The organism is Gemmobacter sp., from assembly GCF_046292685.1.
Classification (GTDB): domain Bacteria; phylum Pseudomonadota; class Alphaproteobacteria; order Rhodobacterales; family Rhodobacteraceae; genus Wagnerdoeblera.
This window is the reverse complement of record NZ_JBKBQM010000045.1, coordinates 1-23008: the sequence shown is the minus strand read 5'-3', so window position 1 is coordinate 23008 and position 23008 is coordinate 1. Positions and strand designations below refer to the sequence as shown.

Sequence of the window (23008 nt, the reverse complement as noted above, 5' to 3'; positions counted from 1 at the left end):
TGAACAGCAGCGCCTCGGTTTCGGCCGACCAGCGCGCCGGGTCGCCCTCGAGCACAAGGCGGCGGATCTCCTCGGCCCCCGGGCTGCCGCCCGGTTCGCGCGTCAGCACCACGTCGCGGCCTTCGGCCTGCAAGGCGGCGGCCAGAAGCCGGGCCTGGGTCGATTTGCCCGACCCGTCGATGCCTTCGAAACTGACGAACAGTCCGGCCAAGCGACGCTCCTTGTTGCTGCGCCGGGTTCCGGCCGCGGCTGCCCCGGTCAGAACGCCAGCATGCCGGTGACGCGGCCGGCCAGCACCCCGGCCGCGGTGCCGACGCGGCGCAGGAACCCGGCCGGGGCCACGTCCTGCGCCACCTGCACGGGCACGCGGGTATCGGGCATGCCAGGCACGCTGACCACCATTTCGCCCACGATCTGCCCCGCGGCCACCGGCGCCTGCAAGGGCCCCTGCCAATCGACCCGGGCGGTCACGGCGCCGGTCTGGCCGGCGGGCACCAGCACCCGGACCTCGCGCGCAGGCACCAGCGCCACCCGCGGCACGTCGCCCAGCCAGACCGGCGCCTGCGCCACCTCGCGCCCTTGCGGCGCCACCGTCTGCAACGAGAACTGCCGGAAGGCCCAGTTCAGGATCCGCTCGGATTCCTCGGCGCGTTCCTTGTCGCTGCCCAGCCCGGTGATGACGAAAACCACCCGCCGGTCGCCCTGTTTGGCCGAGCCGACAAGGCCGTAGCCAGCCTCCTGGGTGTGCCCGGTCTTGAGCCCGTCGGCGCCGATGCCAAGGCCCAGCATCGGGTTGCGGTTGCGGCTGTTGGCGGGGGCGCGGTTCTTGTAATCGAAGTGGGTTTCGGCGAACACCGGGTAATGTTCGGGGAAATCCTCGATCAGGCGCGTTGCGAGGATGCCCAGATCGGCCATCGACATGCGGTGCCCCGGGTCGGGCCAGCCCGAAGCGTTGGTCAGCGTGGTGTCCTGCATGCCAAGCGCCCGGGCGCGTTCGGTGGCCAGCCGGGCAAAGGCTTCTTCCGAGCCGGCGAGCCCTTCGGCCACCACGACGCAGGCATCGTTGCCGGAATTGACGATCATGCCCTTGATGAGCTCGGCCACCGTCGGCCGGTCGCCTTCGTTGAGGAACATGGTCGAGCCGCCCATCGCCTTGGCGCGCGAGGACACCGCAAAGGTGGTGTCCATCGTCACGCGCCCGTCGCGCAGCGCCTCGAACAGCATGTAGATCGTCATCAGCTTGGACATCGACGCCGGCGGCAGCGGGCGGTGGCTGTCCTTTTCCAGCAGGACGGTATCGGTGCTGAGATCCATGACCCAGGCGGCGGTGGCGCGGGTATCGAAGGCGCGGGCAGGCAGCGCCGCCGCCAGCACCAGCGCCAGCGCGCAGGCACCGCGGGTCAGGCGAAGGGGGCTTGGCCACATGGCGGTGTCTCCTTTCTGCAATGCCGCGCGCGGGGGTCAGCGCGCGACGAAATAGGCATCCTTGAAGCCGGCGCCCTTGACCTTGGCCATCAGCGCCTCGCGCGCGGCGGCATCGTTGGCGGGGCCGGCGACCACGCGCCAATAGGCCTTGCCCTGGCTTTCCTCGCGCTTGATCGAAACCGAGGCTCCGGCCTTGCGCAACTGGTCGGCCGCGCCCCTGGCGTTGGCCTCGACGCTGAAGATGCCGATCTGGATCAGGTTGCGCCCGCCCGCGGCCGTCGGGGCCGGGGCCGCAGCCGCGGGCCGCGGCGCGGCGGGGGCCGCAGGCGTTGCGGCGGCGGGTTTGGCGGCCGGGGTCGCCGCGACGGCCGCAACCGCAGCCGCGCCGGTCGCCGGGGCAGCAGGGGGCGGAGCGGATGCCGCCGCTGCCGCCGGGGCGGCGCCCGGGGCCGGTGCCAGCGTTTCCGAAGCGATCGTCTCGGCCTTGTCCAGCACGGGGGTGGCCGGCGGCAGGGGCGGTGCCTCGGCCACCTCCTCGCGGCGCAGCGCCGTCACATCCAGCCGCGCCGGCTGGCCGGCCAGCAGCCCCAGTGCGGCGGCGGCATCGGACGAGACCTGCAACCGCGGCCCCGGCATTTCGCGTTCGCGCCGGAACAAGGCGCCAATCACGAACTTGCCGTTGGCGGGGTTGCGGATGATGACCCGCTCGGGATCCTTCACGCCGGGATAGGCCACCCAGACCCCGCCCAGCGAAGGGCGCCCGTCCCACAGACCGGCCTCGGAGGCATTGAAGACCTTGGGCGCCTCGACATCGCGTTCGACGATGCGCGTGGTTCCTGCCGCCGCCGGCGCGGCCGCCGACGCCGCGTCTTCAGCCGCCGCTTCGGGGCGGTTTCCGAACAGGGGGTTGCCCCCCTCGCACGCGCCAATCGCCAGTACCGCGCCCGTCGCCAGCACCCAAAGTCGGGTCTTGCGCCCTGCCATGATCCGCCCCCTTGGCCGGGCCTTGCCCGGTCTGCCGTTTCTGTCCTGCGGGGCGGGCCCTGCCCGGCCTGCCCGCTGCCTCATGCGCTATGTGCCGCGGCCCGTTCGCACCGGCCGCGCTGCGGCGCATCATAGCGCCGGTTGACGGATGTGGAAAGGGCACGGGGCGGCGGGTGGCGGATTTCGCCGGCACACGTTCGCGGGAGCAGGCGCCGCCTCGGCGCCGCACCGCCCGCGCCCGGTTGCGCCGGGCGGGTCGGCGGGGCATGCTGCACCCGAGACAGCCCGGAGGACCGCATGACCCGACCGACCGCCGCCCGCACCGCCGTTGCGCTGACCTTTCTGGGCCTGACGGGTGCCTTGGCCGCCTGCCTGCCACAAGGCGGGCCGACCGGCCCCACCCCCAGCGGCCGGACGCTTTACGCCGATTATTGCGCCGCCTGCCACGGCGCGGGCGGCAAGGGCGACGGGCCAGCCGCCCCGGACCTTGCGCGCCGCCCGGCCGACCTGACCACCCTGGCCGCGCGCAACGGCGGGGTGTTCCCGGCGGTGCGGGTGATGGGCAAGGTCTATGGCTACAGCCAGGGCAAGGGCGGCGGCGGCGGCCCGATGCCCGAATTCGGCCCGCTGCTGGAAGGCCCCACCGTGCTGGTGGAAACCGCGCCGGGCGTGATGACGCCGACCCCCGAAAAACTGGTCGCGCTGGCCGAATACGTCGAAAGCCTGGGCCGGCGCGCGCCCTGAACACGCCGCCGGTCAGGCCGCCTGCCCTGCGGCCCAACCGCTCGACCAGGCCCACTGGAAGTTGTAGCCGCCCAGCCAGCCGGTGACATCGACCACCTCGCCGATGAAATACAGCCCCGGCACCGCCCGGGCCTGCATGGTGCGCGCCTCCAGATCGCGGGTATCGACGCCGCCCAGCGTCACCTCGGCCGTGCGCCAGCCTTCGGTGCCCATCGGGGTGATTTCCCACCCGTTCAGCACCCCGGCCAGGCGCTGCAGTTCGGGCGCGCGCAGGTCGGCCAGCCGGCCGGGGGTGCCGGCCCAGTCGGCCACCGCACGCGCCAGCCGCTCGGGCACCAGCGCCGCAAGGGCGTTGCCGGCGATCTGCGCGCCCGCGCGCCGGCGCAGGTCGGCCAGGGCCGCGGCCGCATCGCGTTCGGGCATCAGGTTCACGCGCACGGGGCGACCCTCGCGCCAATAGCTGGAAATCTGCAGGATCGACGGCCCCGACAACCCGCGATGGGTGAACAGCAGCCCCTCGCGGAACGCCGCCTTGCCGCAAGACACGACCGCCTCGGCCGAAAGTCCGGCCAGCGCCGCCATGCTGTCGCGCAAGGCATCCGAAAAGGTCAAGGGCACCAGCCCCGGGCGCGGCTCGACCAGGCGCAGCCCGAACTGGCGCGCCAGATCGTAGCCGAAGCCGGTCGCCCCCATTTTCGGAATCGACTTGCCCCCCGTGGCCACGATCAGCGCCGCCGCCTGCACCGGCCCGCGCGCGGTCTGCAACCGGAAGCCGCCCTCGCGCGCGACGCCGGACACCGCACAGCCCAGCCAGAGCCGCCCGCCGGCCTGCACGAGGTCGCGGCACAGCGCATCGACCACCTGCGTCGCCGGCCCATCGCAAAACAGCTGGCCCAGCGTCTTTTCGTGCCAGGCGATGCCCCAGCGGTTCATCCGCGCGATGAAATCGTGCTGGCTGTGCCGGCGCAGCGCCGACAGCGCAAAGCGCGGATTTTCCGACAGGAATCGCTCCGGGGCGATGCCGGTGTTGGTAAAGTTGCACCGCCCCCCGCCCGAGATGCGAATCTTCTCGCCCGGCCGGGCCGCATGGTCGATCACCAGCACCGAACGCCCGCGGCGGGCAGCCTCGATACCGGCATAAAGCCCTGCGGCCCCGGCGCCCAGAACCGCAACATCCACATGTTCCACCGGCTAGCCCCCTTGCCCGCCTGCCCGCGACGTCCTGCCAGAAACCTCGCGCACGGACAACGACGCGATGCGATTTTCGCTCTTGCAGCCTCTGCCGTGCTTCGCTAAACACCGCCGCACGGTTGGGGCGTCGCCAAGCGGTAAGGCAGCGGTTTTTGGTACCGCCATACCTAGGTTCGAATCCTAGCGCCCCAGCCAACATGTCGCGGAGCCGCAAAGTCCTGTGCCACCACCGTGCTGGTCGAGGCGGCGTGTGTTGGCCCGAGTTCGCCGGCGCTGGTCGTCTCGAGGATCGCCTCGCTGCCATTGTGCATGTTCCTGTTGCTGCACAGATGCCTGGGCTTCGACAACTTTCCCCCTTCCTTGCCTTTGCCCGGCCTGCAAAACCCGGTAACAGCCAGGCTGATGCTGCGCGCAGCGTAGCGCCGCCTTCTGCGCCTCATGGTGCAGCCCTAGACCCGGCAGATGGCCGAGGACGCCTCGGAAAAGCCTGGCAGGCCTGTCCTGTGCGACTGGTGCAGGCTTTCGACGCGGGGGCCCGCGAGGGAGGCCCGGATACCGGGGCGATGCGCTGTGCGGCGGCTTCGACGGCGGCACGCAGATGCGCGCGGTCTTCACCCATACGGCCCTGAAGCGGGCCGAGCCGCCGGATTCATCGGCGGCGCTGGCCGCGTTCCCCCGGCCTTCGATCCGTTACCCCAGATGTTACTCCGGCCCGAACAAGAAGCAGCCCCGCGTGGGGGCTTTCTCGTAATCCGCTGATTTTCAGAGGATTTTTGGCTCCGGCGGTAGGGATCGAACCTACGACCAATTGATTAACAGTCAACTGCTCTACCGCTGAGCTACGCCGGAACATGCGGGCTGTATAGCGGCGGTTTTCGGGGGCGTCCAGACCCTGAAAGACGAAATCTTCAGGTTTTTTCCGCGTGCCGCCAAAGTGCCGACAGGCTGGCGGAGGGGTGCGGGTGGACGCGGAATCCGGCTTGCAGATCAAGCAGATGCGCAAGGACGTTGCGGGTGGCGGCCGGCAGAAGGGCTGCGGGCAGATCGGTATAGATCTGCCTTGCCAGCGCCTCGGCCGTGGCCGGCCCCATGTCCAGGGCGCGCAGAATCTGCGCCTCGCGCTGGCGCCGGTGCGCGGCCAGTTCCGACAGGCGGCCGGCCGCATCGGGCACGGCCGGGCCATGGCCCGGATACAGCACCCGGGCACCCTGGCGCGACAGGGTGGCAAGCGAGGCCATGTAGGCGGTCATGTCGCCATCGGGGGGGGACACGATGCTGGTGGCCCAGCCCATGGCCATGTCGCCGGAAAACAGCGCGTCCTCCCACGCCAGGCAGATGTGGTTGCCCAGATGCCCCGGCGTATGCAGCACCCGCAGCGACCAGTCCGGCCCGGTCAGCGTGTCGCCTTCGGCCAGCCGGGCATCGGGGCGGAACGACAGGTCGAGCCCCTCGCCCCCGCCCAGATCGGGCAAGGCGGCCAGCGCGGGGTTGCGCCCCTCCTGCGCGGTGCCGTAGGCCAGCACGGGGGCACGGACCGCCGCCGCCAGCCTGGGCGCCAGGGCCGAGTGATCGAGATGCGCATGGGTGACCACGATCGCCTCGACAATCTCGCCGGGGGCCAGCGCCGCCAGCACCGCCGCCAGATGCGCCGGCGATTCCGGCCCCGGGTCGATCAGCGCGACGCGCCCCGTGCCGACGATGTAGGTGTTCGTCCCCGGCCCGGTCAAAGCCGAAGGATTGTCGGCAAGAACGCGACGCAGACCCGGGGCAAGTTCGGTGCATTGCCCCGGACACAGCGCTGCGAAAGAGGGATGGGTCATGACGGCCGGCGCAGCTGAAGGACAGTTGCGCCAACCTAGCGTCAAACGCGCTGCACCGCGACCTCATTTGCGCAAGACCTCGCCCCCGGCGCCGTGCCGCCCAACACGCGCAACTGCGCCCGGCGCGCCCCGGCGCGCGTCTCGCTGCGCAAGAGGTCGGGCAACCCGGTCACGGGCGGGGCGGCCAGCCGCGCCAGGCGCCCGCACAGGCGGGTTCCCGCATCGTCGATCGCCTCGAACCGCACCAGCTCGCCCACGCGGAGCGGCGGTTGCGACGCGGGCGGCATGGCATCGCGCCGCGCCAGGCCCAGCGGTCCGTGGTCCTCGCACCAGATGATCGCACGGGACCTGTCCTTGGACACATAAATCACCACACCATCCATTCCGGCATCCTTTCCTGCGCCTGGATGACCAAACGTCAACCAGCTTCGGCAGGATAGGGTCGGACGGCTGACGATACAGATTGCTTGCTGTGTCACGGGGGGGGCTTTTTTGGTTCCGGCCTGTCGCGGCTTGTAGCGATTCGACACCTGTTATAAGAAACTCCGTGTCAGCCTGACGCGAAACAGCGTCAGGCCGGCAAGAACACCAGGAAAGCCAATCAATCCAGGGTTGCCGCAATGCCGCGCCTTCCATCTTCTTCTCACCCGGCCGAGGTGCGCGCGGTCTTCGGACAGAACCTGCGGGTGCTGTGCGAAGGCGAATCGTCGATCTCGGACCTGTGCCGGCGCATCGGCATCAACCGCACGCAGTTCAACCGCTACCTCGGGGGCGAGGCGTTTCCGCGCCCCGACATCCTGCAACGGATTTGCGCGCATTTCTCGGTGGATGCGCGCATCCTGCTGGAACCGATCGCGCAGATCCGCGCCGACTGGCGGCTGCGCGCGGCGCTGAGCCTGCGCGACGTGGCGATGCCGCCGCGGGCGCGGCCCTTCGACCACTACCTGATGCCCGACGGCATCTACCGTTTCTGGCGCAAGTCGTTTTCGCACCCGGGAAAATACGTCACCGGCCTGTGGCGGGTGCATACCGAGGACAACGTCAAGAAGCTCAAGTCCTTCGACCTTTACCCCCATCCCGTGCGGCGCGGCACCCGGCGCGCGGCGCGCAAGGTGCCGTATTCGGGGGTGTTCATGCAGCATTTCGATGGCGTGTCGCTGCTGTGTTCGACCGGGTCGGAAAACGTGCTGAGCTTCACCTTCTTCGAATACGGGTTGTCGGGCTCGACGCGGTATTACAACGGCGTCTCGATCCTGACCCGCCGACAGATGCAAGACACGGCGCGGCTGTCGAACATCGTGCTGGAACGTTTTGCCGGCGATTGCGCCGACCTGATCCGCCTTGCGCGCCAGATCGGCATCGGCGATGGCCACACCGTGCCCGAACCTGCCCGCCGCGCGCTGGACCGCCTGCCGGACGAGGCCTGAGCGGCAGCGTTGCCGCCGCCGCGCCGCGCGCCTATGCTGGCGGCATGGCGTTCCGCATCCGAACCCTGTTCCCGCGCAGCCTGTATGGCCGTGCCGCGCTGATTCTGGTGGCCCCCATCGTCACGATTCAGCTGCTGGTTTCGGTTGCCTTCATCCAGCGGCATTTCGAAGGCGTCACCGAACAGATGACCGCGGGCATCGTGCTGGAGCTGCGACTGGTGCAGGGTGCCGCGGCGGGCGGGCTGGCGGCAGCGCAGGCGGTGGCAGGGCCGCTGGGCCTGGCGGTGCAGGCGCCCGAACCGGGCCCGGTCGGCGATGCGCGCGAGTTCTGGGATTTTTCCGGTCTTGTGGTGCAGCGCGTGCTGCGCGACGGCCTCACCGGCGTGCAGGGGGTGGACCTGCTGCGCTACCGGCGCGAGGTGCTGGTGCGGCTCGACACCGCCGGCGGCCCGATCGAGGTGCGCATCGAGCGGCGGCGCGTCTCGGCCTCCAATCCCCACCAGCTGCTGGTGCTGATGGTGCTGGCCAGCGTTCTGCTGACGCTGATTTCCTACATCTTCCTGCGCAACCAGCTGCGCCCCATCAAGCGGCTGGCCGAGGCGGCCGAAGCCTTCGGCAAGGGGCGCGTGGTGCCCTATCGCCCCGGCGGTGCCGAGGAGGTGCGCGCCGCCGGTGCCGCCTTTCTCGACATGCGGGCCCGAATCGAACGGCAGATCGAACAGCGCACGCTGATGCTGTCGGGCGTCAGCCACGATCTGCGCACACCGCTGACGCGCATGCGGCTGGAACTGGCGATGCTGGACCCGGGCCCCGAGGTGGCGGCCCTGCAATCGGACCTGGCCGAGATGGAGCGGATGCTCGATGCCTTTCTGGCCTTCGCCCGCGGCGATGCCACCGAACAGCCCGTGGCCACCGATCCGGCGGCCTTGGTGGCCGGGGTGGCCGAGCGCGCGCGCCGCGCAGGCTTGCGGGTGGATGTGGCCGCGGGCCCTGCCCCGCCGCCGGTGGTGCTGCGCCCCGATTCGGTGGCGCGCGCCATCGAAAACCTGGTGGGCAACGCCGGGCGCCACGCCGACACCTGCCAGATCGCGCTGTCGTGGGACGATGCGACCCTGACCATCTCGGTCGAGGACGACGGGCCCGGCATTCCGCCCGAACGCCGGGACGAGGCGGTGCGCCCCTTTACCCGGCTTGATTCTGCCCGCGACCCCAACCGGGGCGGCGGTGTGGGCCTGGGGCTGGCGATCGCGGCGGATGTGGCGCGCGGGCATGGCGGCGTGCTGCGCCTGGGCAGCAGCGCCCGGTTGGGCGGCCTGCGCGCCGACCTGGTTCTTGCACGTTGAAGCGCTGTGTCAGCCCCTGCCCGCAACCCTGCGGCAGCGCTGGCGAAACCGGCCCCGGGGCGTGATTCCCCATCGGTTTATCCACCGGCTTTTCCCCAGACGGGGCCGGATTCCGGTGGCTCTGCGTCGCCCTTCGTCAAGCGAATTTTCCCTTCGCCGAGTCTAAAAAATCCGTTGCGGGGGACTTCAAATTACGACAGTTTGACGAAGCAGTCCGAAAGGACACTAGATATAGTGGCACGGGCGGCGCGGGGACAGGCACCACGATCCAGCATTGCAAGATGCAAACCTTTGCGGGCAAAGGCCCCAAGGGCGTGAGCCTGCCTGCCCGCGGCCGGTGCCGGAACGGGTTCAAGCGGCCGGGCAGCAAGCCGGACGCATACATGAGGAACGGGGCAGATGAAGATCGAGCGCAAGTTCACGACCGAAACCACCGGCGCCTATGGCGCGCTGAGCTTTGGCACAACCACGTCGGAAATCCGCAACCCCGACGGCAAGGTCGTGTTCCGCAACGACGCCGTCGAGGTGCCTGCGGGCTGGAGCCAGGTGGCCTCCGACGTGCTGGCGCAGAAGTATTTCCGCAAGGCCGGGGTGCCCGCGCGGCTGAAGAAGGTAAAGGAAAAGGGCGTGCCCGAATTCCTGTGGCGTTCGGTCCCCGACGAGGAGGCTCTTGCCGCCTTGCCCGAAGCCGAGCGTTTCGTGGGCGAAACCAGCGCGCGCCAGGTCTTCGACCGTCTGGCCGGCGCCTGGGCCTATTGGGGCTGGAAGGGCGGATATTTCAGCACCGAATCCGACGCCCGCGCCTATTATGACGAAATGCGCTACATGCTGGCGCGCCAGATGGCGGCACCGAACAGCCCGCAGTGGTTCAACACCGGGTTGCACTGGGCCTATGGCATCGACGGCCCGTCGCAGGGCCACTTCTACGTCGATCACAAGACCGGCCAGCTCACCAAATCCGACAGCGCCTACGAACACCCGCAGCCGCATGCCTGCTTCATCCAGTCGGTCGCCGACGACCTCGTGAACGAAGGCGGCATCATGGACCTGTGGGTCCGCGAGGCGCGGCTGTTCAAATACGGCTCGGGCACCGGCACCAACTTTTCCAGCTTGCGCGGCGAAGGCGAAAAGCTGTCGGGCGGCGGCAAGTCCAGCGGTTTGATGGGATTCCTGAAAATCGGCGACCGCGCGGCGGGTGCCATCAAGTCGGGCGGCACCACGCGCCGCGCGGCCAAGATGGTGATCTGCGACATGGATCACCCCGACATCGAGGCCTTCATCAACTGGAAGGTCATCGAGGAACAGAAGGTCGCCAGCCTCGTTGCCGGGTCCAAGGCGCACGAGGCGCGGCTGAACGACATCTTCGCCGCCATCCGCGGCTGGGACGGCGCGGCCGACGCCGCCGTGGACCCGGCGCGCAACCCGGCGCTGAAGGCCGCGATCAAGGCCGCGAAAAAGGCCATGATCCCCGACACCTACACCAACCGTGTGCTGCAATATGCAGCGCAGGGTTATACCAGCATCGAATTCCCGACCTATGACACCGACTGGGATTCCGAGGCCTATGCCACGGTGTCGGGCCAGAACTCCAACAACTCGGTCCGCGTGACCGATGCCTTCCTGAAAGCGGTGAAGGACGATGCCGACTGGGCGCTGCTGCGCCGCACCGACGGCAAGGTGGCCAAGACCGTGAAGGCGCGCGAGCTGTGGGATCAGGTCGGGCACGCCGCCTGGGCCTGTGCCGACCCCGGCATCCAGTTCCACGATACGGTGAACGCCTGGCACACCTGCCCCGAGGATGGGCCGATCCGCGGATCCAACCCCTGTTCGGAATACATGTTCCTCGACGATACCGCCTGCAACCTGGCGTCGATGAACCTGCTGACCTTCCTCAAGGACGGCCGCTTCGACGCCGAAGGCTACATCCACGCCACCCGGCTGTGGACGGTGACGCTGGAAATCAGCGTGCTGATGGCGCAGTTCCCCAGCCGCGAAATCGCGCAGCGCAGCTATGATTTCCGCACCCTGGGTCTGGGCTATGCCAACATCGGCGGCCTCCTGATGAACATGGGGCTGGGCTACGACAGCGCCGAAGGCCGCGCGCTGTGCGGGGCGCTGACCGCGATCATGACCGGCATTTCCTACGCCACCAGCGCCGAGATGGCGTCCGAACTGGGCCCCTTCCCCGGCTATGCCCGGAACCGCGACCACATGCTGCGCGTGATCCGCAACCACCGCGCCGCCGCCCACGGCACCGGCCGCTACGAGGGGTTGAACGTCGCCCCCGTGGCGCTGGACCATGCCAATTGCCCCGACCAACGGTTGGTCGAACTGGCGAAATCCGCCTGGGACGAGGCGCTGGCCCTGGGCGAACGGCACGGCTACCGCAATGCGCAAGCGACGGTGATTGCGCCGACCGGCACCATCGGGCTGGTGATGGATTGCGACACCACCGGCATCGAGCCCGACTTCGCGCTGGTGAAGTTCAAGAAGCTCGCCGGCGGCGGCTACTTCAAGATCATCAATCAATCCGTTCCCGCGGCTCTGGAAAAGCTGGGCTACACCCCTGCGCAGGTGGCCGAGATCGTGGCCTATGCCGTGGGCCACGGCAGCCTTGGCCAGGCGCCCGGCATCAACCACACCGCGCTGCTGGGCCACGGCTTCGGGCTGAAGGAAATCGAAAAGATCGAAGCCGCGCTGCCCACCGCCTTCGACATCCGCTTCGTGTTCAACCAGTGGACGCTGGGCGCCGATTTCTGCCAGGGCACGCTGGGCATCCCTGCCGAAAAGCTGGCCGACCCGACCTTCGACCTGCTCAAGCATCTGGGCTTCAGCAAGGCGCAGGTCGATGCCGCCAACGACCACGTCTGCGGCACCATGACGCTGGAGGGGGCGCCGCACCTGAAACCCGAACACTACCCGGTGTTCGACTGCGCCAACCCCTGCGGGAAAAAGGGCAAGCGCTTCCTGTCGGTGGACAGCCACATCCACATGATGGCGGCGGCGCAAAGCTTCATCTCGGGGGCGATCTCCAAGACGATCAACATGCCGAACTCGGCGACCATCGCCGAAACGCTGGCGGCCTACGAACTTTCGCATTCGCTGGGCATCAAGGCCAACGCGCTTTACCGCGACGGCTCCAAGCTCAGCCAGCCGCTGGCATCGGCGCTGATCGAGGACGACGAGGAGGCCGAGGAAACCCTCGCCGTCGGATCGGCGCAGGAAAAGGCGGTGGTGATCGCCGAAAAGATCGTCGAAAAGGTCATCGTCAAGGAAATCGTCCGGTCGCACCGCGAAAAGCTGCCCGAGCGGCGCAAGGGCTATACCCAGAAGGCCATCGTCGGCGGGCACAAGGTTTACCTGCGCACAGGCGAATACGCCGACGGATCCTTGGGCGAAATCTTCATCGACATGCACAAGGAAGGTGCGGGCTTCCGCGCGATGATGAACAACTTCGCCATCGCGGTTTCGGTCGGCCTGCAGTACGGCGTGCCGCTGGAAGAATTCGTCGAGGCCTTCACCTTCACCCGCTTCGAGCCGGCGGGCATGGTGCAGGGCAACGACAGCATCAAGAACGCGACCTCGATCCTCGACTACATCTTCCGCGAACTGGCGATTTCCTACCTCGACCGCACCGACCTGGCGCATGTGGCGCCCAAGGGCCATGCCTTCGACGACCTCGGCCGCGGCGACGACGAAGGCAAGCGCAACTTCGGCGAGGTGTCCGAGGCGGCGGCGTCGAAATCGGTGGAGCTGCTGAAGTCGATTTCCTCGACCGGCTACCTGCGCAAGCGGTTGCCGCAGGAACTGGTCGTGCTGCAAGGCAGCATGGCCGCGCAGGCCGAAAGCCTGTCGGGCTTCGGGGCGGCCAGCCAGGGCTTTTCGGAAAGCGCGTCCACCTTTGCGGTCGCCTCGGCCACGATGGACGTGCGCACCAAGGCCAAGCTGCAAGGCTATACCGGCGACCCCTGCGGCGAATGCGGCAACTACACGCTGGTCAGAAACGGCACCTGCCTCAAGTGCAACACCTGCGGCGGCACCAGCGGCTGCAGCTGACCCGCCAGGGGCGGAGGGCCGGGCCATCTCCCGGCCCGCACGCCAGCAAAGCAAATGAACCGCGCGCCGCTGCCCGAACAGGTGGCGGCGCGCGTGTTTTTCGTGTTTGACTGGCACGGAAACGGACAATGCGGCCGGGCTGGCCGAAAAGCCTCACAGCACCAGGTCGGTCGCGCCGATCACCGGCTGATCGGACAGCACGATGCGCATGTCGGTTACACCGTCGCCATCGGCATCGACCCGCAGCTGCGTCGTCCCGGCCGAAAGCTGCGTGCGGACCGACGCGGTGCCACCGCCCGTATGCGCTGCAGACCCGACGAACACCCGCCCGGTCGCCACGCCGCTCAGGTCGATCAGGTCGGACCCGGGGCGGAAATCGCGGATCGTCACGGCCTCGGCGGTGTTCGGGCTGACCGCGGCCGAGGAAAAGACGACCACATCCGCGCCCGCCCCGCCAAACAGCGTGTCGCGCCCGCCGCCACCGTTCAGCGTGTCGTCGCCCCCCTGCCCCGACAAGCGGTCGGCCCCCGCGCCCCCCTCGATCAGATCGTCGCCCGAAGCCCCGGACAGCCGGTCGTTGCCTTGCTGCCCCCGCAAGGTGTCGTCGCCGGCGCCGCCTTGCAGCGTGTCGTTGCCGCTGCCGCCGTCCAGCAGGTCATCCGCCTGGCCTGCGATCAGCAGGTCGCTGCCGCCTTCGCCGAAGATGCCACCACCGGCACGCCCGCCTGCCTGGCCTTGCAGGGCATCTGCGCCGTCGCCAAGATAGACCTCGCCCGACACCTGCCCGGTCAGCACCACCAGATCGCCGCCGGGGCCGGCCAGCACATAGCCTTGCACCTGCCCGCCCGGCAGCAGCGTGTCGTTCTGCGAGCCGCCCCAGATCGCGCCCGGGCTCAGCCCGGGGTTTTCCAGCCGGTTCAACCCTTCGCCCATGCGCACGTCGCCGAAGATCGACCCGGTATTGACGACCTGGTCGTCATGCGCGGCAAGCAGCATCCGCCCCAGCACGGTGCCGGTGTTGACGATGTCGAACTTCGGCTGCAAGTCGAAACTGGCGGTGTGGGTGATGGCGATCCGCGGCCCGCTGCCTGCGGTGGCGCCTTGCAGCGTGCCGGTGTTGAGGATCTGCACCTATTGCCCGCTGGCGCCGGCCAGCACCTGCACCGTGATCGCCGCCGCGCCGGCCGCGTTGCCCAGCCCGGCAATCAGCCCGTGATTGGCCAGGGTCACCGGCCCGGCCCCGCGAGGGTAAAGCACCACGCCGGTTCCGCCGCTGATGCTGCCTTCGTTCAGCACATGGCCGCTGGTGGTGATGGCGCTGCTGTTCGACTGGAACCCGACGCTTTGCACCATGCCGGTTTTCGCCACCAGAACCTGGGCGTCGGGCGCCTCCAGCCAGATGGCCGAGAACCCGCGCGAGTTGAGGGTGCCCGCCACCTGCACCGACTGGCGCGCGCCGGTGCCGCTGACGACCGTGGCCGAGTTCCCGAGCCAGACGCCTTGCGCGACGATCGTGGTGGCCTCGGCATCGGCCAGCATGAGCGCCGCGCCATTCGGGTTGGAATCGGACGGAAACAGGAAAAAGAAACTCGGCACGAAAACCTCCCGCACAGCCGGGGGGAACAAGGCAAGGAAATCCCGGTCGGCCTACGCCTGCGCCGCGCATCTGTCCATGACGTCGTGCAAGGCGCGCAAGCGCAGAAAAAGCCGTTTCCCCTGCCGGTGGGATGGTCTAAACCGCGCAGCGGAACCGCAAGGGGGCGCGCATGGCACGGCATCTGATCACTTCCGCCATTCCCTACATCAACGGGATCAAGCATCTGGGCAATCTGGTGGGCAGCCAGTTGCCGGCCGACCTTTACGCGCGCTACCTGCGCGGGCGCGGGCACGAGGTGCTGTTCCTGTGCGCCACCGACGAACACGGCACACCGGCCGAGCTGGCCGCGGCCAAGGCCGGCAAGCCGGTGGCCGAGTATTGCGCCGAAATGCACGCCGTTCAGGCCGAAATCGCCCGCGGCTTCCGGCTCAGCTTCGACCATTTCGGCCGCTCGTCCAGCGCGCAGAACCACGCGCTGACCCAGCATTTCGCCTTGCGCCTGGCCGAGGCCGGGCTGATCCGCGAAGTGATCGAACGGCAGATGTATTCCGTGGCCGACGGCCGCTTTCTGCCCGACCGCTACATCGAGGGCACCTGCCCCAACTGCGGCTACGACAGTGCCCGCGGCGACCAGTGCGACAATTGCACCAAGCAGCTCGACCCGGTGGACCTCATCAACCCGCGGTCGGTGATCTCGGGCTCGACCGATCTGGAACTGCGCGAGACCAAGCACCTTTACCTGCGCCAGTCCGACATGCGCGCCGCGCTGTCGGACTGGATCGACAGCAAGACCGACTGGCCGGTGCTGACCACCTCGATCGCCCGGAAATGGCTCGACGATGGCGACGGGTTGCAGGACCGCGGCATCACCCGCGACCTGCACTGGGGCGTGCCCGCGCAATTCCCCGGCGCGCCCTGGACGGGGATGGACGGCAAGGTGTTCTACGTCTGGTTCGATGCGCCCATCGAATACATCGCCTGCGCCAAGGAGATGACCGACGCGCAAGGCCGCCCGGATGCCGACTGGGAACGCTGGTGGCGCACCGACAAGGGCGCGGCCGATGTGACCTACACGCAGTTCATGGGCAAGGACAACGTGCCCTTCCACACGCTCAGCTTCCCGGTCACCATCCTTGGCTCGGGCGAGCCGTGGAAGCTTGTGGACTACATCAAGTCGTTCAACTACCTCAACTACGACGGCGGCCAGTTTTCCACCTCGCGCGGGCGCGGGGTGTTCATGGATCAGGCGCTGTCGATCCTGCCGGCGGATTACTGGCGCTGGTGGCTGCTCAGCCATGCGCCCGAAAGTGCCGACAGCGAATTCACCTGGGAAAACTTCCAGGCCTCGGTCAACAAGGATCTGGCCGATGTGCTGGGCAACCTCATCAGCCGGGTGACCAAGTTCTGCCGCTCGAAGTTCGGCGAGGCGCTGCCCCCCGGCGGGCCGGAACTGCCGGTCGGGCCCGAGTTCGTGGCCGACCTGACCGAACGGGTGCGCGCCTACGAATCGCACATGGAGGCGATGGAGGTGCGCAAGGCCGCGGCCGAGCTGCGCGCGATCTGGGTGGCGGGCAACGAATACCTGCAGGCCGCCGCACCCTGGTCGGCCGTCAAGACCGACCCCGAGGCTGCGGCCTCGATGATCCGCATGGCGTTCAACCTGATCCGGGTCTACTGCATCCTGTCGCGGCCCTTCATCCCCGATGCCGCCGCCTCGACGATGGCGGCGCTGCACTGCGACGACTGGGCCTGGCCCGACGATGTGGCCGCGGCGCTGACCCGCCTGCCGGCCGGCCATGCCTTTACCACGCCCGACGTGCTGTTCCGCAAGATCACCGACGAGGAGCGGGCCGAGTGGCAGACCCGGTTCGCCGGCCGACGCGACTGAGCCCGCGCGGCGCCGGGCGCCCGCCCCGGACGGGGCCTGCGCCGTTCCGTCCCGGCCCGGCCGGGGGACGCCCCCCGGACCCCCGGCGTCGATGTCCGGCCCGGACCTGCGGGCCGGGCGCCCGGTGCCCTGCCTCCGGCGGGGATATTTGAGCAAGGTGAAAAGGCGGAGCTTTTCTTTGCCCGCGCGGCGACGTAGGCGAAGGGCATGATCCTGCGCCGCATCTCTCTGGCCGAGGCCCGCGCGTTGCCGTTTCACCGGCGGCCGGAATTCCTGCTGGCGCTGATGGCGGCGGCGATGCCGATTGCCTTTGCCACCTGGTCGGCGCTGCTGAACAACTACGTGATCGAGGCTGCGGGCTTTACCGGGGTCGAGATCGGCTGGCTGCATTCGGTACGCGAGATCCCCGGGTTTCTGGCGGTGGGTGTCATCGTGCTGCTGCTGTTCATCCGCGAACAGGTGCTGGGGCTGGTATCGCTGCTGGTGCTGGGGGTGTTTTCGGCCCTCACCGGCTGGTTCACCGGCGTGGCGGGGCTGCTGGTGGTGACCTTCATCGCCTCGGTCGGGTTCCATTACTACGAAACCGTCAACCAGTCGTTGCAGCTGCAATGGATCGACAAGGCCCGCGCGCCGCAGGTGATCGGGCGGCTGGTGGCTGTGGGGTCGGGGGCATCGCTGGCCGCCTATGGCCTGATCGTGCTGACCTGGAGCCGGTTCGAGCTGAGCTACAACACCGTCTACATGGTGTCGGGCGGGTTGACCGCGCTGATCGCGGTGTACTGCATGCTGGCCTTTCCGCAGATCGAGGCGCCGGTGCGACAGGCGCGGCGGATGGTGCTGCGGCGGCGCTACTGGCTTTACTATGCGCTGACCTTCATGGCCGGGGCGCGGCGGCAGATCTTCATGGTCTTCGCCGCCTTCATGATGGTGGAGCGCTTCGGCTTCGGCGTGCCGCAGCTGACGGCGCTGTTCATGCTCAACTACCTTGCCAACATGCTGGTGGCGCCCTGGATCGGGCGTTTCGTCGGGCGTTTCGGCGAACAGCGCGCCATGCTGATCGAATATGCCGGGCTGGCGACGGTGTTCCTGTGCTATGGCGGGTTGTGGTGGTTCGGCTGGGGCATGACGGTGGCGGCGGTGCTTTACGTCATCGACCATCTGTTCTTTGCGATGGGCTTCAACCTGCGCACCTATTTTCAGAAGATCGCCGATCCGGCCGATTTCGCGCCGACGGCCGCGGTGGCCTTTACCATCAACCACATCGCGGCGGTGTTCCTGCCGGCGGCGCTGGGGTATCTGTGGATCGTCTCGCCGTCCTCGGTGTTCCTGCTGGCGGCGGGCATGGCCTGCACCTCGTTCTGCCTTGCGCTGCTGGTGCCGCGCCATCCTCAGCCCGGGTTCGAAACGCGGCTCGTGGCGATTGGCCCGCGGCGGGCACCGGCGGAATAGCCCGCCTCGACGCCGCTTCGGCCAAGCCCGCCCGCACGAGCGCCGCCCCGATCCCTGGCCCGTCCGGCCTCGCGTCCGGGGCCCGCGGGGCAAGGCCCCGCGGCCGGTCGCCGGGGGCTCGATGCCCCCAAGACCGGCGCCCCCCTTGCCCGGCGCCCCCCCGTGTCGCTGCTCAGTCCAGCCTTGCGGCCGCCAGCACCGGCCCGGGCCCGGCCTCCTGCACGATCACCACCAGCGGCGCCGGCCCGTCGGCCTGTGCCGCCAGCCGGAGCGGCCCCGTGCCCGGCCATTCTGCGACCGGGGTCCATTCCGTGACGATGTTGTGATAGCGCACCTCGCGCCCGGCGTTTTCGCCCCGGGTGATCGTCACGGTTTCTTCCGGGCGATAGCGCACCAGCTGCACCACGGCGCCTTTCTGCAACGGCGGCTCGGCCGTGGCCTCGATCACCACCCGGCCCTCTTCGCGCGTCACCTGCAAGGCCACCCGAGGGGCCTGGGCGGCATGGGCGGCGATGCGCGCCATCACCTCGTCCGGCTGGTTGCCCGGCATCCGGTCCACCCCGGCCACGATCATCTGCGGGGTATAGATCATCTTGGCCCCGGCCGCGCGGGCATAGCGTTTCTGGCGCTGGGTAAAGGCCGGGTCGGCGAACATGTCCTCCCACCCGAGGTAATCCCAGTAATCCACATGCAGCGCCAGCGCGATCACTCCGGGTTGCGCAGCCAGGTCGGCCATCAGCGCATCCGCCGGCGGGCACGAGGCGCAGCCTTGCGAGGTGAACAGCTCCACCACCACCGGCGCACCGCCTGTCTGAGCCAGCGCCGGCCCTGACCCCAGCGCGGCCATCGCAACCGCCAGCGCCGCCATTACCTTGCGCCTTGCCGTCATGCCCTGCCTCATCCCCTGTGCCAGTGCAGCGTGCATACCCTGCCCCCCCGCTTGCCGCCAATCAAGCATTTGCGAGGGCGGCGCGAGCCGCAAAACCGCTTGACCCCACCCGGCCCGGTGCCGCACAGCTTGGCCGCGCGTCCATGCAGGAATTGGCGCGACCGGCCGCAGAACGGGGCTGGATTTTTGGCATACAATTGCATACAACGACCGCGACTCCCTGCGCCCCGCGCCCAGGGACACCGCCCACCAGCCAGGAGGCCCGCGCATGACCGTCACCGTCGGACACGACAGCACCCGCACCCGCCAGACCCTCTCGGTCGGCGGCAAGAGCTATGCCTACTATTCGATCCCGGCGGCCGAGGCCGCGGGCCTCGGCCAGTTCGCCGCCCTGCCGGCAGCGCTGAAGGTCGTGCTGGAAAACATGCTGCGCTTCGAGGATGGCAAGACCGTCCACACCGACGACATCCGCGCCTTTTCCGACTGGGCCAAACAGGGCGGCAAGTCCAGCCGCGAAATCGCCTATCGCCCCGCCCGCGTGCTGATGCAGGACTTCACCGGCGTTCCGGCCGTGGTGGACCTGGCCGCCATGCGCGACGGCATCAAGGGCCTGGGCGGCTCGCCGGCGCAGATCAACCCGCTGGTGCCGGTGGACCTGGTGATCGACCATTCGGTGATGATCGACGAATTCGGCCACCCGCGCGCCTTCCAGCTGAACGTGGACCGCGAGTACGAGCGGAACATGGAACGCTATCAGTTCCTGAAATGGGGCCAGACCGCATTCCGGAACTTCCGCGTGGTGCCGCCCGGCACCGGCATCTGCCACCAGGTCAACCTCGAATATCTCGCCCAGACCGTCTGGACCGATACCGACCAGAACGGCACGCTCGTGGCCTATCCCGACACGCTGGTGGGCACCGACAGCCACACCACCATGGTCAACGGTCTGGCCGTGCTGGGCTGGGGCGTCGGCGGGATCGAGGCCGAGGCCGCGATGCTGGGCCAGCCGGTTTCCATGCTGATCCCCGAGGTCGTCGGCTTCAAGCTGACCGGCAAGATGCGCGAAGGCACCACCGCCACCGACCTCGTGCTCAAGGTCGTGCAGATGCTGCGCAAGCATGGCGTGGTGAACAAGTTCGTCGAATTCTACGGCGAAGGGCTGGATCACCTGCCGCTGGCCGACCGCGCGACCATCGCCAACATGGCCCCCGAATACGGCGCCACCTGCGGCTTCTTCCCGGTAGACGATGAAACCCTGCGCTACCTGCGCCAGACCGGCCGGGATGAGGACCGCATCGCCCTGGTCGAGGCCTATGCCAAGGCCAACGGCATGTGGCGCGGCGCCGACTACAACCCGGTCTATACCAGCACGCTGGAGCTCGACATGGGCAGCATCGTGCCGGCCATCTCGGGCCCCAAGCGCCCGCAGGACTGGCTGGCGCTGGATGACGCCAAGGCCGCCTTCGCGCGCGAGATGGAAACCACCTTCAAGCGCCCGATGGGCAAGCAGGTGCCGGTCGAAGGGCAGGATTACACCCTGTCCTCGGGCAAGGTGGTGATCGCGGCGATCACCTCCTGCACCAACACCTCCAACCCTTACGTGATGATCGGCGCGGGGCTCGTGGCGCGCAAGGCGCGTGCGCTGGGGCTGACGCGCAAGCCTTGGGTGAAAACCTCGCTCGCGCCCGGGTCGCAGGTGGTGTCGGAGTATCTGGAGGCCGCCGGCCTGCAAGAGGATCTGGACGCCATCGGCTTCAACCTTGCCGGCTACGGCTGCACCACCTGCATCGGCAACTCGGGCCCCTTGCAGCCGGAAATCTCCAAGGCGATCGCCGAAGGCGACCTGGTGGCCACCGCCGTGCTGTCGGGCAACCGCAACTTCGAAGGCCGGATCAGCCCGGACGTTCGCGCCAACTACCTGGCCAGCCCGCCGCTGGTCGTGGCCTATGCGCTGGCCGGCGACATGACCATCGACATCACCACCGAACCCCTCGGGATCGGCGCCAACGGGCAGCCGGTGTATCTGAAGGACGTGTGGCCCACCACGCAGGAGGTGGCCGATCTGGTGCACCGCACCGTGACCCGCGAGGCGTTCCTGAAGAAATACGCCGACGTCTTCAAGGGCGATGCGCGGTGGCAGGCGGTCGAGGTGTCGGGCGGCGAAACCTATGCCTGGCCGGCGGGGTCCACCTACATCCAGAACCCGCCCTATTTCCAGGGCATGGCGCGCACGCCGGGGGTCATCCGCAACCTGTCGGGCGCCCGCATCCTCGCCCTCCTCGGCGACATGATCACCACCGACCACATCAGCCCCGCGGGCAGCTTCAAGGCGACCACCCCGGCCGGCAAATACCTGTCGGAACGCCAGGTGCCGGTCAGCGAGTTCAACAGCTACGGCGCCCGCCGCGGCGCGCATGAAGTGATGATGCGCGGCACCTTCGCCAACATCCGCATCAAGAACGAGATGCTGGACGGCGTGGAAGGCGGCTACACCAGGGGGCCGGACGGGGCGCAGACCTCGATCTACGATGCCTCGATGGCCTGGCAGGCGCAGGGCGTGCCGCTGGTGATCTTCGGCGGCATCGAATACGGCGCCGGCTCCAGCCGCGACTGGGCGGCCAAGGGCACCGCGCTGCTGGGCGTCAAGGCCGTGATCGCCGAAAGCTTCGAGCGCATCCACCGCTCGAACCTCGTGGGCATGGGGGTGATCCCGTTCGAGTTCACCGGCGGCGACACCCGCAAGACGCTGGGCCTGAAGGGCGACGAGGTGGTCAGCATCGAAGGGCTGGAAGGCGACCTGAAGCCGCTGAGCCTGGTGCCCTGCACCATCACCTATGCCGACGGCTCGCAAAAAACGATCCAGCTCAAATGCCGCATCGATACCGAAATCGAGATCGAATACGTCGAGCATGGCGGCGTGCTGCACTATGTGCTGCGGGCCCTGGCCGCGGCCTGAGCCGAGACCCCGGACACCGGGTCGAAAGGGCGCCTCCGGGCGCCCTTCTTCGTGCCGTCCCTGCGAGGGACATTCCGCGACCCAAACCATATCAAGGGCTTGCGCGACCATCTTCACGAAGCGTTAACACATCTCGCCTTGCAACCCGTCGGGCCGCGAGGCCGCCGGCGCTGGGGCCCGAGCCGGCAATTTCCGGCCGGGTGTCTTGCGCGGCCCGGCGCTCGCCCGCCGGGCGCCACGGTCAGGGTCGCGCCGGGAAACCGGGCGCAGACCCGCGCCTTCGGCCGGAAACCGGCGCCGCAGGCCGCGCGGACAGAGGCATGGGGATCGCGCCCCGCCCCTGTCGATCTTCGAGCAGCAGGCAGGCCCCGCAGGTCCGGCCATCCCGGCGCCCGTGCGCCGATCCGGTTCCGTCACAAGGCAGGCCGGTGCCCGGGCGGCCAGCGCGGCGCCACGGGGGGCCACGGGGGGCCACGGGGGGCCACGGGGGGCCACGGTCCGCCCTCCCTGGCGCCGGGTCAAGCCTTCCGGCGCCGCCGCCGCCCCGTTGCCCTCCCGCCGGGCCAAGGCGACCTGCGCCCGATCCGCCCGCCCCGCAAGAACCGGCCGGAGCCTTGCTTCGGGTGATCGCCCTCCCGGCGCCCGGCGTGCCGGGCGTTCGCCGCCTCGGGCCGGCGAAGACCTTGCAACCAGCCCGGCAGGGTGGGCCGACCACCGCCCGATCTCGCGCCGGGGCTGGTGCAGCCGCAAGGCCTCGACCAGCGCAACCATGCGCCCGGCGCACAGCCCGGGGCACGGATCATCGCCGAGACGCGCCTCGTGGCGCACACGGGCCCGGGCGCCCCCCGGGGGCAAGGGCAGGCGTGTCGCGGCGATCTGCCCGCGGGAAGGCCGCAACGGGCGACCCCGGCGGAACCAGACGCGGCGATGCCACCCCAAGGCGCCGCCGCGGCCGGCCCGCGCCATGCGACCAACGCCGCACCGCCCCCGCGCCGATGCCCGACCGATCCTGCGCGCCGACCGAGGGTCCACCCGGCCACACGCCGGCACCGCCCCGCCGATCCCCGGCCAGGATCGCCGCCCGACCCACACCCTTCGCGTCCCGCCCGCGCCGCCCCGCCGCGATGCGGGTCATTCCAGCGCCAAAGCCGCGTTCCCCGTCCTCCCCGGCACGGCCCTCCTGCCTTTCACCTTGTCCAAATATCCTCCGGGGGGTGCGGGGGGTGGAAAACCCCCCGC

16 protein-coding genes and 2 tRNA genes are annotated in these 23008 nt (G+C 69.1%); 8 read left to right on the top strand and 10 right to left on the bottom strand.

Annotation, left to right across the window (positions count from 1 at the left end; all coding sequences use genetic code 11):
• From ACK4S2_RS12235 to ACK4S2_RS12225, 3 genes are all read right to left on the bottom strand, one after another.
• Nucleotides 1-211: dTMP kinase (locus tag ACK4S2_RS12235; protein WP_409624649.1), on the bottom strand; the 211-nt coding region annotated here is incomplete at its 3' end.
• Nucleotides 212-258: 47 nt separating this feature from the next.
• Nucleotides 259-1425 (bottom strand): D-alanyl-D-alanine carboxypeptidase family protein, encoded by a 1167-nt coding sequence (locus ACK4S2_RS12230; protein WP_409624646.1) that lies wholly within the window; start codon nt 1423-1425, stop codon nt 259-261.
• A gap of 36 nt (nt 1426-1461) precedes the next feature.
• Complete coding sequence (locus ACK4S2_RS12225; RefSeq protein WP_409624643.1) at nt 1462-2409, bottom strand: SPOR domain-containing protein; 948 nt, start codon at nt 2407-2409, stop codon at nt 1462-1464.
• 297 nt (nt 2410-2706) lie between these two features.
• On the opposite strand from ACK4S2_RS12225, the gene ACK4S2_RS12220 reads away from it, so the two are divergent.
• Nucleotides 2707-3153, top strand: coding sequence for a c-type cytochrome (locus tag ACK4S2_RS12220; RefSeq protein ID WP_409624640.1), 447 nt, complete (start codon nt 2707-2709; stop codon nt 3151-3153).
• A gap of 12 nt (nt 3154-3165) precedes the next feature.
• Here the strand turns inward: ACK4S2_RS12220 and ACK4S2_RS12215 are convergent, their stop codons facing one another.
• On the bottom strand, nt 3166-4341 hold the full coding sequence (locus tag ACK4S2_RS12215; protein ID WP_409624637.1) for an NAD(P)/FAD-dependent oxidoreductase: 1176 nt from the start codon (nt 4339-4341) through the stop codon (nt 3166-3168).
• A 123-nt stretch (nt 4342-4464) separates the two neighbouring features.
• On the opposite strand from ACK4S2_RS12215, the gene ACK4S2_RS12210 reads away from it, so the two are divergent.
• A tRNA-Gln gene (locus ACK4S2_RS12210) sits at nt 4465-4539 on the top strand.
• Between the two features lie 579 nt (nt 4540-5118).
• Here the strand turns inward: ACK4S2_RS12210 and ACK4S2_RS12205 are convergent.
• From ACK4S2_RS12205 to ACK4S2_RS12195, 3 genes are all read right to left on the bottom strand, one after another.
• Nucleotides 5119-5193 (bottom strand) — tRNA-Asn (locus tag ACK4S2_RS12205).
• 59 nt (nt 5194-5252) lie between these two features.
• Nucleotides 5253-6164: an MBL fold metallo-hydrolase gene (locus ACK4S2_RS12200; RefSeq protein ID WP_409624634.1), complete on the bottom strand. Its 912-nt coding sequence runs from the start codon at nt 6162-6164 to the stop codon at nt 5253-5255.
• Nucleotides 6165-6205: 41 nt separating this feature from the next.
• Nucleotides 6206-6547 carry a hypothetical protein gene (locus tag ACK4S2_RS12195; RefSeq protein ID WP_409624631.1) on the bottom strand — a complete coding sequence of 114 codons (342 nt, stop codon included), beginning with the start codon at nt 6545-6547 and terminating at the stop codon, nt 6206-6208.
• A 237-nt stretch (nt 6548-6784) separates the two neighbouring features.
• On the opposite strand from ACK4S2_RS12195, the gene ACK4S2_RS12190 reads away from it, so the two are divergent.
• The 3 genes from ACK4S2_RS12190 (at nt 6785) to ACK4S2_RS12180 (ending at nt 12990) form a co-directional block, all read left to right on the top strand.
• Entirely contained in the window at nt 6785-7591 is an 807-nt protein-coding gene (locus ACK4S2_RS12190; protein ID WP_409624628.1) for a helix-turn-helix domain-containing protein, read from the top strand.
• A gap of 44 nt (nt 7592-7635) precedes the next feature.
• Nucleotides 7636-8934, top strand: a complete 1299-nt coding sequence (locus ACK4S2_RS12185; protein WP_409624624.1) for an ATP-binding protein — start codon at nt 7636-7638, stop codon at nt 8932-8934.
• A 399-nt stretch (nt 8935-9333) separates the two neighbouring features.
• Nucleotides 9334-12990, top strand: coding sequence for a vitamin B12-dependent ribonucleotide reductase (locus ACK4S2_RS12180; protein ID WP_409624621.1), 3657 nt, complete (start codon nt 9334-9336; stop codon nt 12988-12990).
• 153 nt (nt 12991-13143) lie between these two features.
• Here the strand turns inward: ACK4S2_RS12180 and ACK4S2_RS12175 are convergent, their stop codons facing one another.
• Together ACK4S2_RS12175 and ACK4S2_RS12170 are read right to left on the bottom strand one after the other, a co-directional pair.
• Complete coding sequence (locus ACK4S2_RS12175) at nt 13144-14121, bottom strand: calcium-binding protein (RefSeq protein WP_409624618.1); 978 nt, start codon at nt 14119-14121, stop codon at nt 13144-13146.
• The gene (locus ACK4S2_RS12170; RefSeq protein ID WP_409624615.1) at nt 14122-14586 is read right to left on the bottom strand and encodes a hypothetical protein; all 465 of its coding nucleotides are present in this window, start codon (nt 14584-14586) and stop codon (nt 14122-14124) included.
• Nucleotides 14587-14756: 170 nt separating this feature from the next.
• Here ACK4S2_RS12170 and metG point away from each other — a divergent pair, with 170 nt between their 5' ends.
• Together metG and ACK4S2_RS12160 are read left to right on the top strand one after the other, a co-directional pair.
• Entirely contained in the window at nt 14757-16475 is a 1719-nt protein-coding gene (gene metG / locus ACK4S2_RS12165; RefSeq protein WP_409624612.1) for a methionine--tRNA ligase, read from the top strand.
• A 207-nt stretch (nt 16476-16682) separates the two neighbouring features.
• Nucleotides 16683-17924: an MFS transporter gene (locus tag ACK4S2_RS12160; RefSeq protein ID WP_409624609.1), complete on the top strand. Its 1242-nt coding sequence runs from the start codon at nt 16683-16685 to the stop codon at nt 17922-17924.
• Nucleotides 17925-18096: 172 nt separating this feature from the next.
• Here the strand turns inward: ACK4S2_RS12160 and ACK4S2_RS12155 are convergent, their stop codons facing one another.
• A complete protein-coding gene (locus ACK4S2_RS12155; RefSeq protein WP_409624606.1) occupies nt 18097-18813 on the bottom strand; it encodes a DUF1223 domain-containing protein in 717 nt (238 codons plus the stop codon).
• A 268-nt stretch (nt 18814-19081) separates the two neighbouring features.
• Between ACK4S2_RS12155 and acnA the strand changes: the two genes are divergently transcribed.
• Nucleotides 19082-21769, top strand: a complete 2688-nt coding sequence (gene acnA, locus ACK4S2_RS12150) for an aconitate hydratase AcnA (RefSeq protein WP_409624603.1) — start codon at nt 19082-19084, stop codon at nt 21767-21769.
• The last annotated feature ends 1239 nt before the right edge of the window (nt 21770-23008 follow it).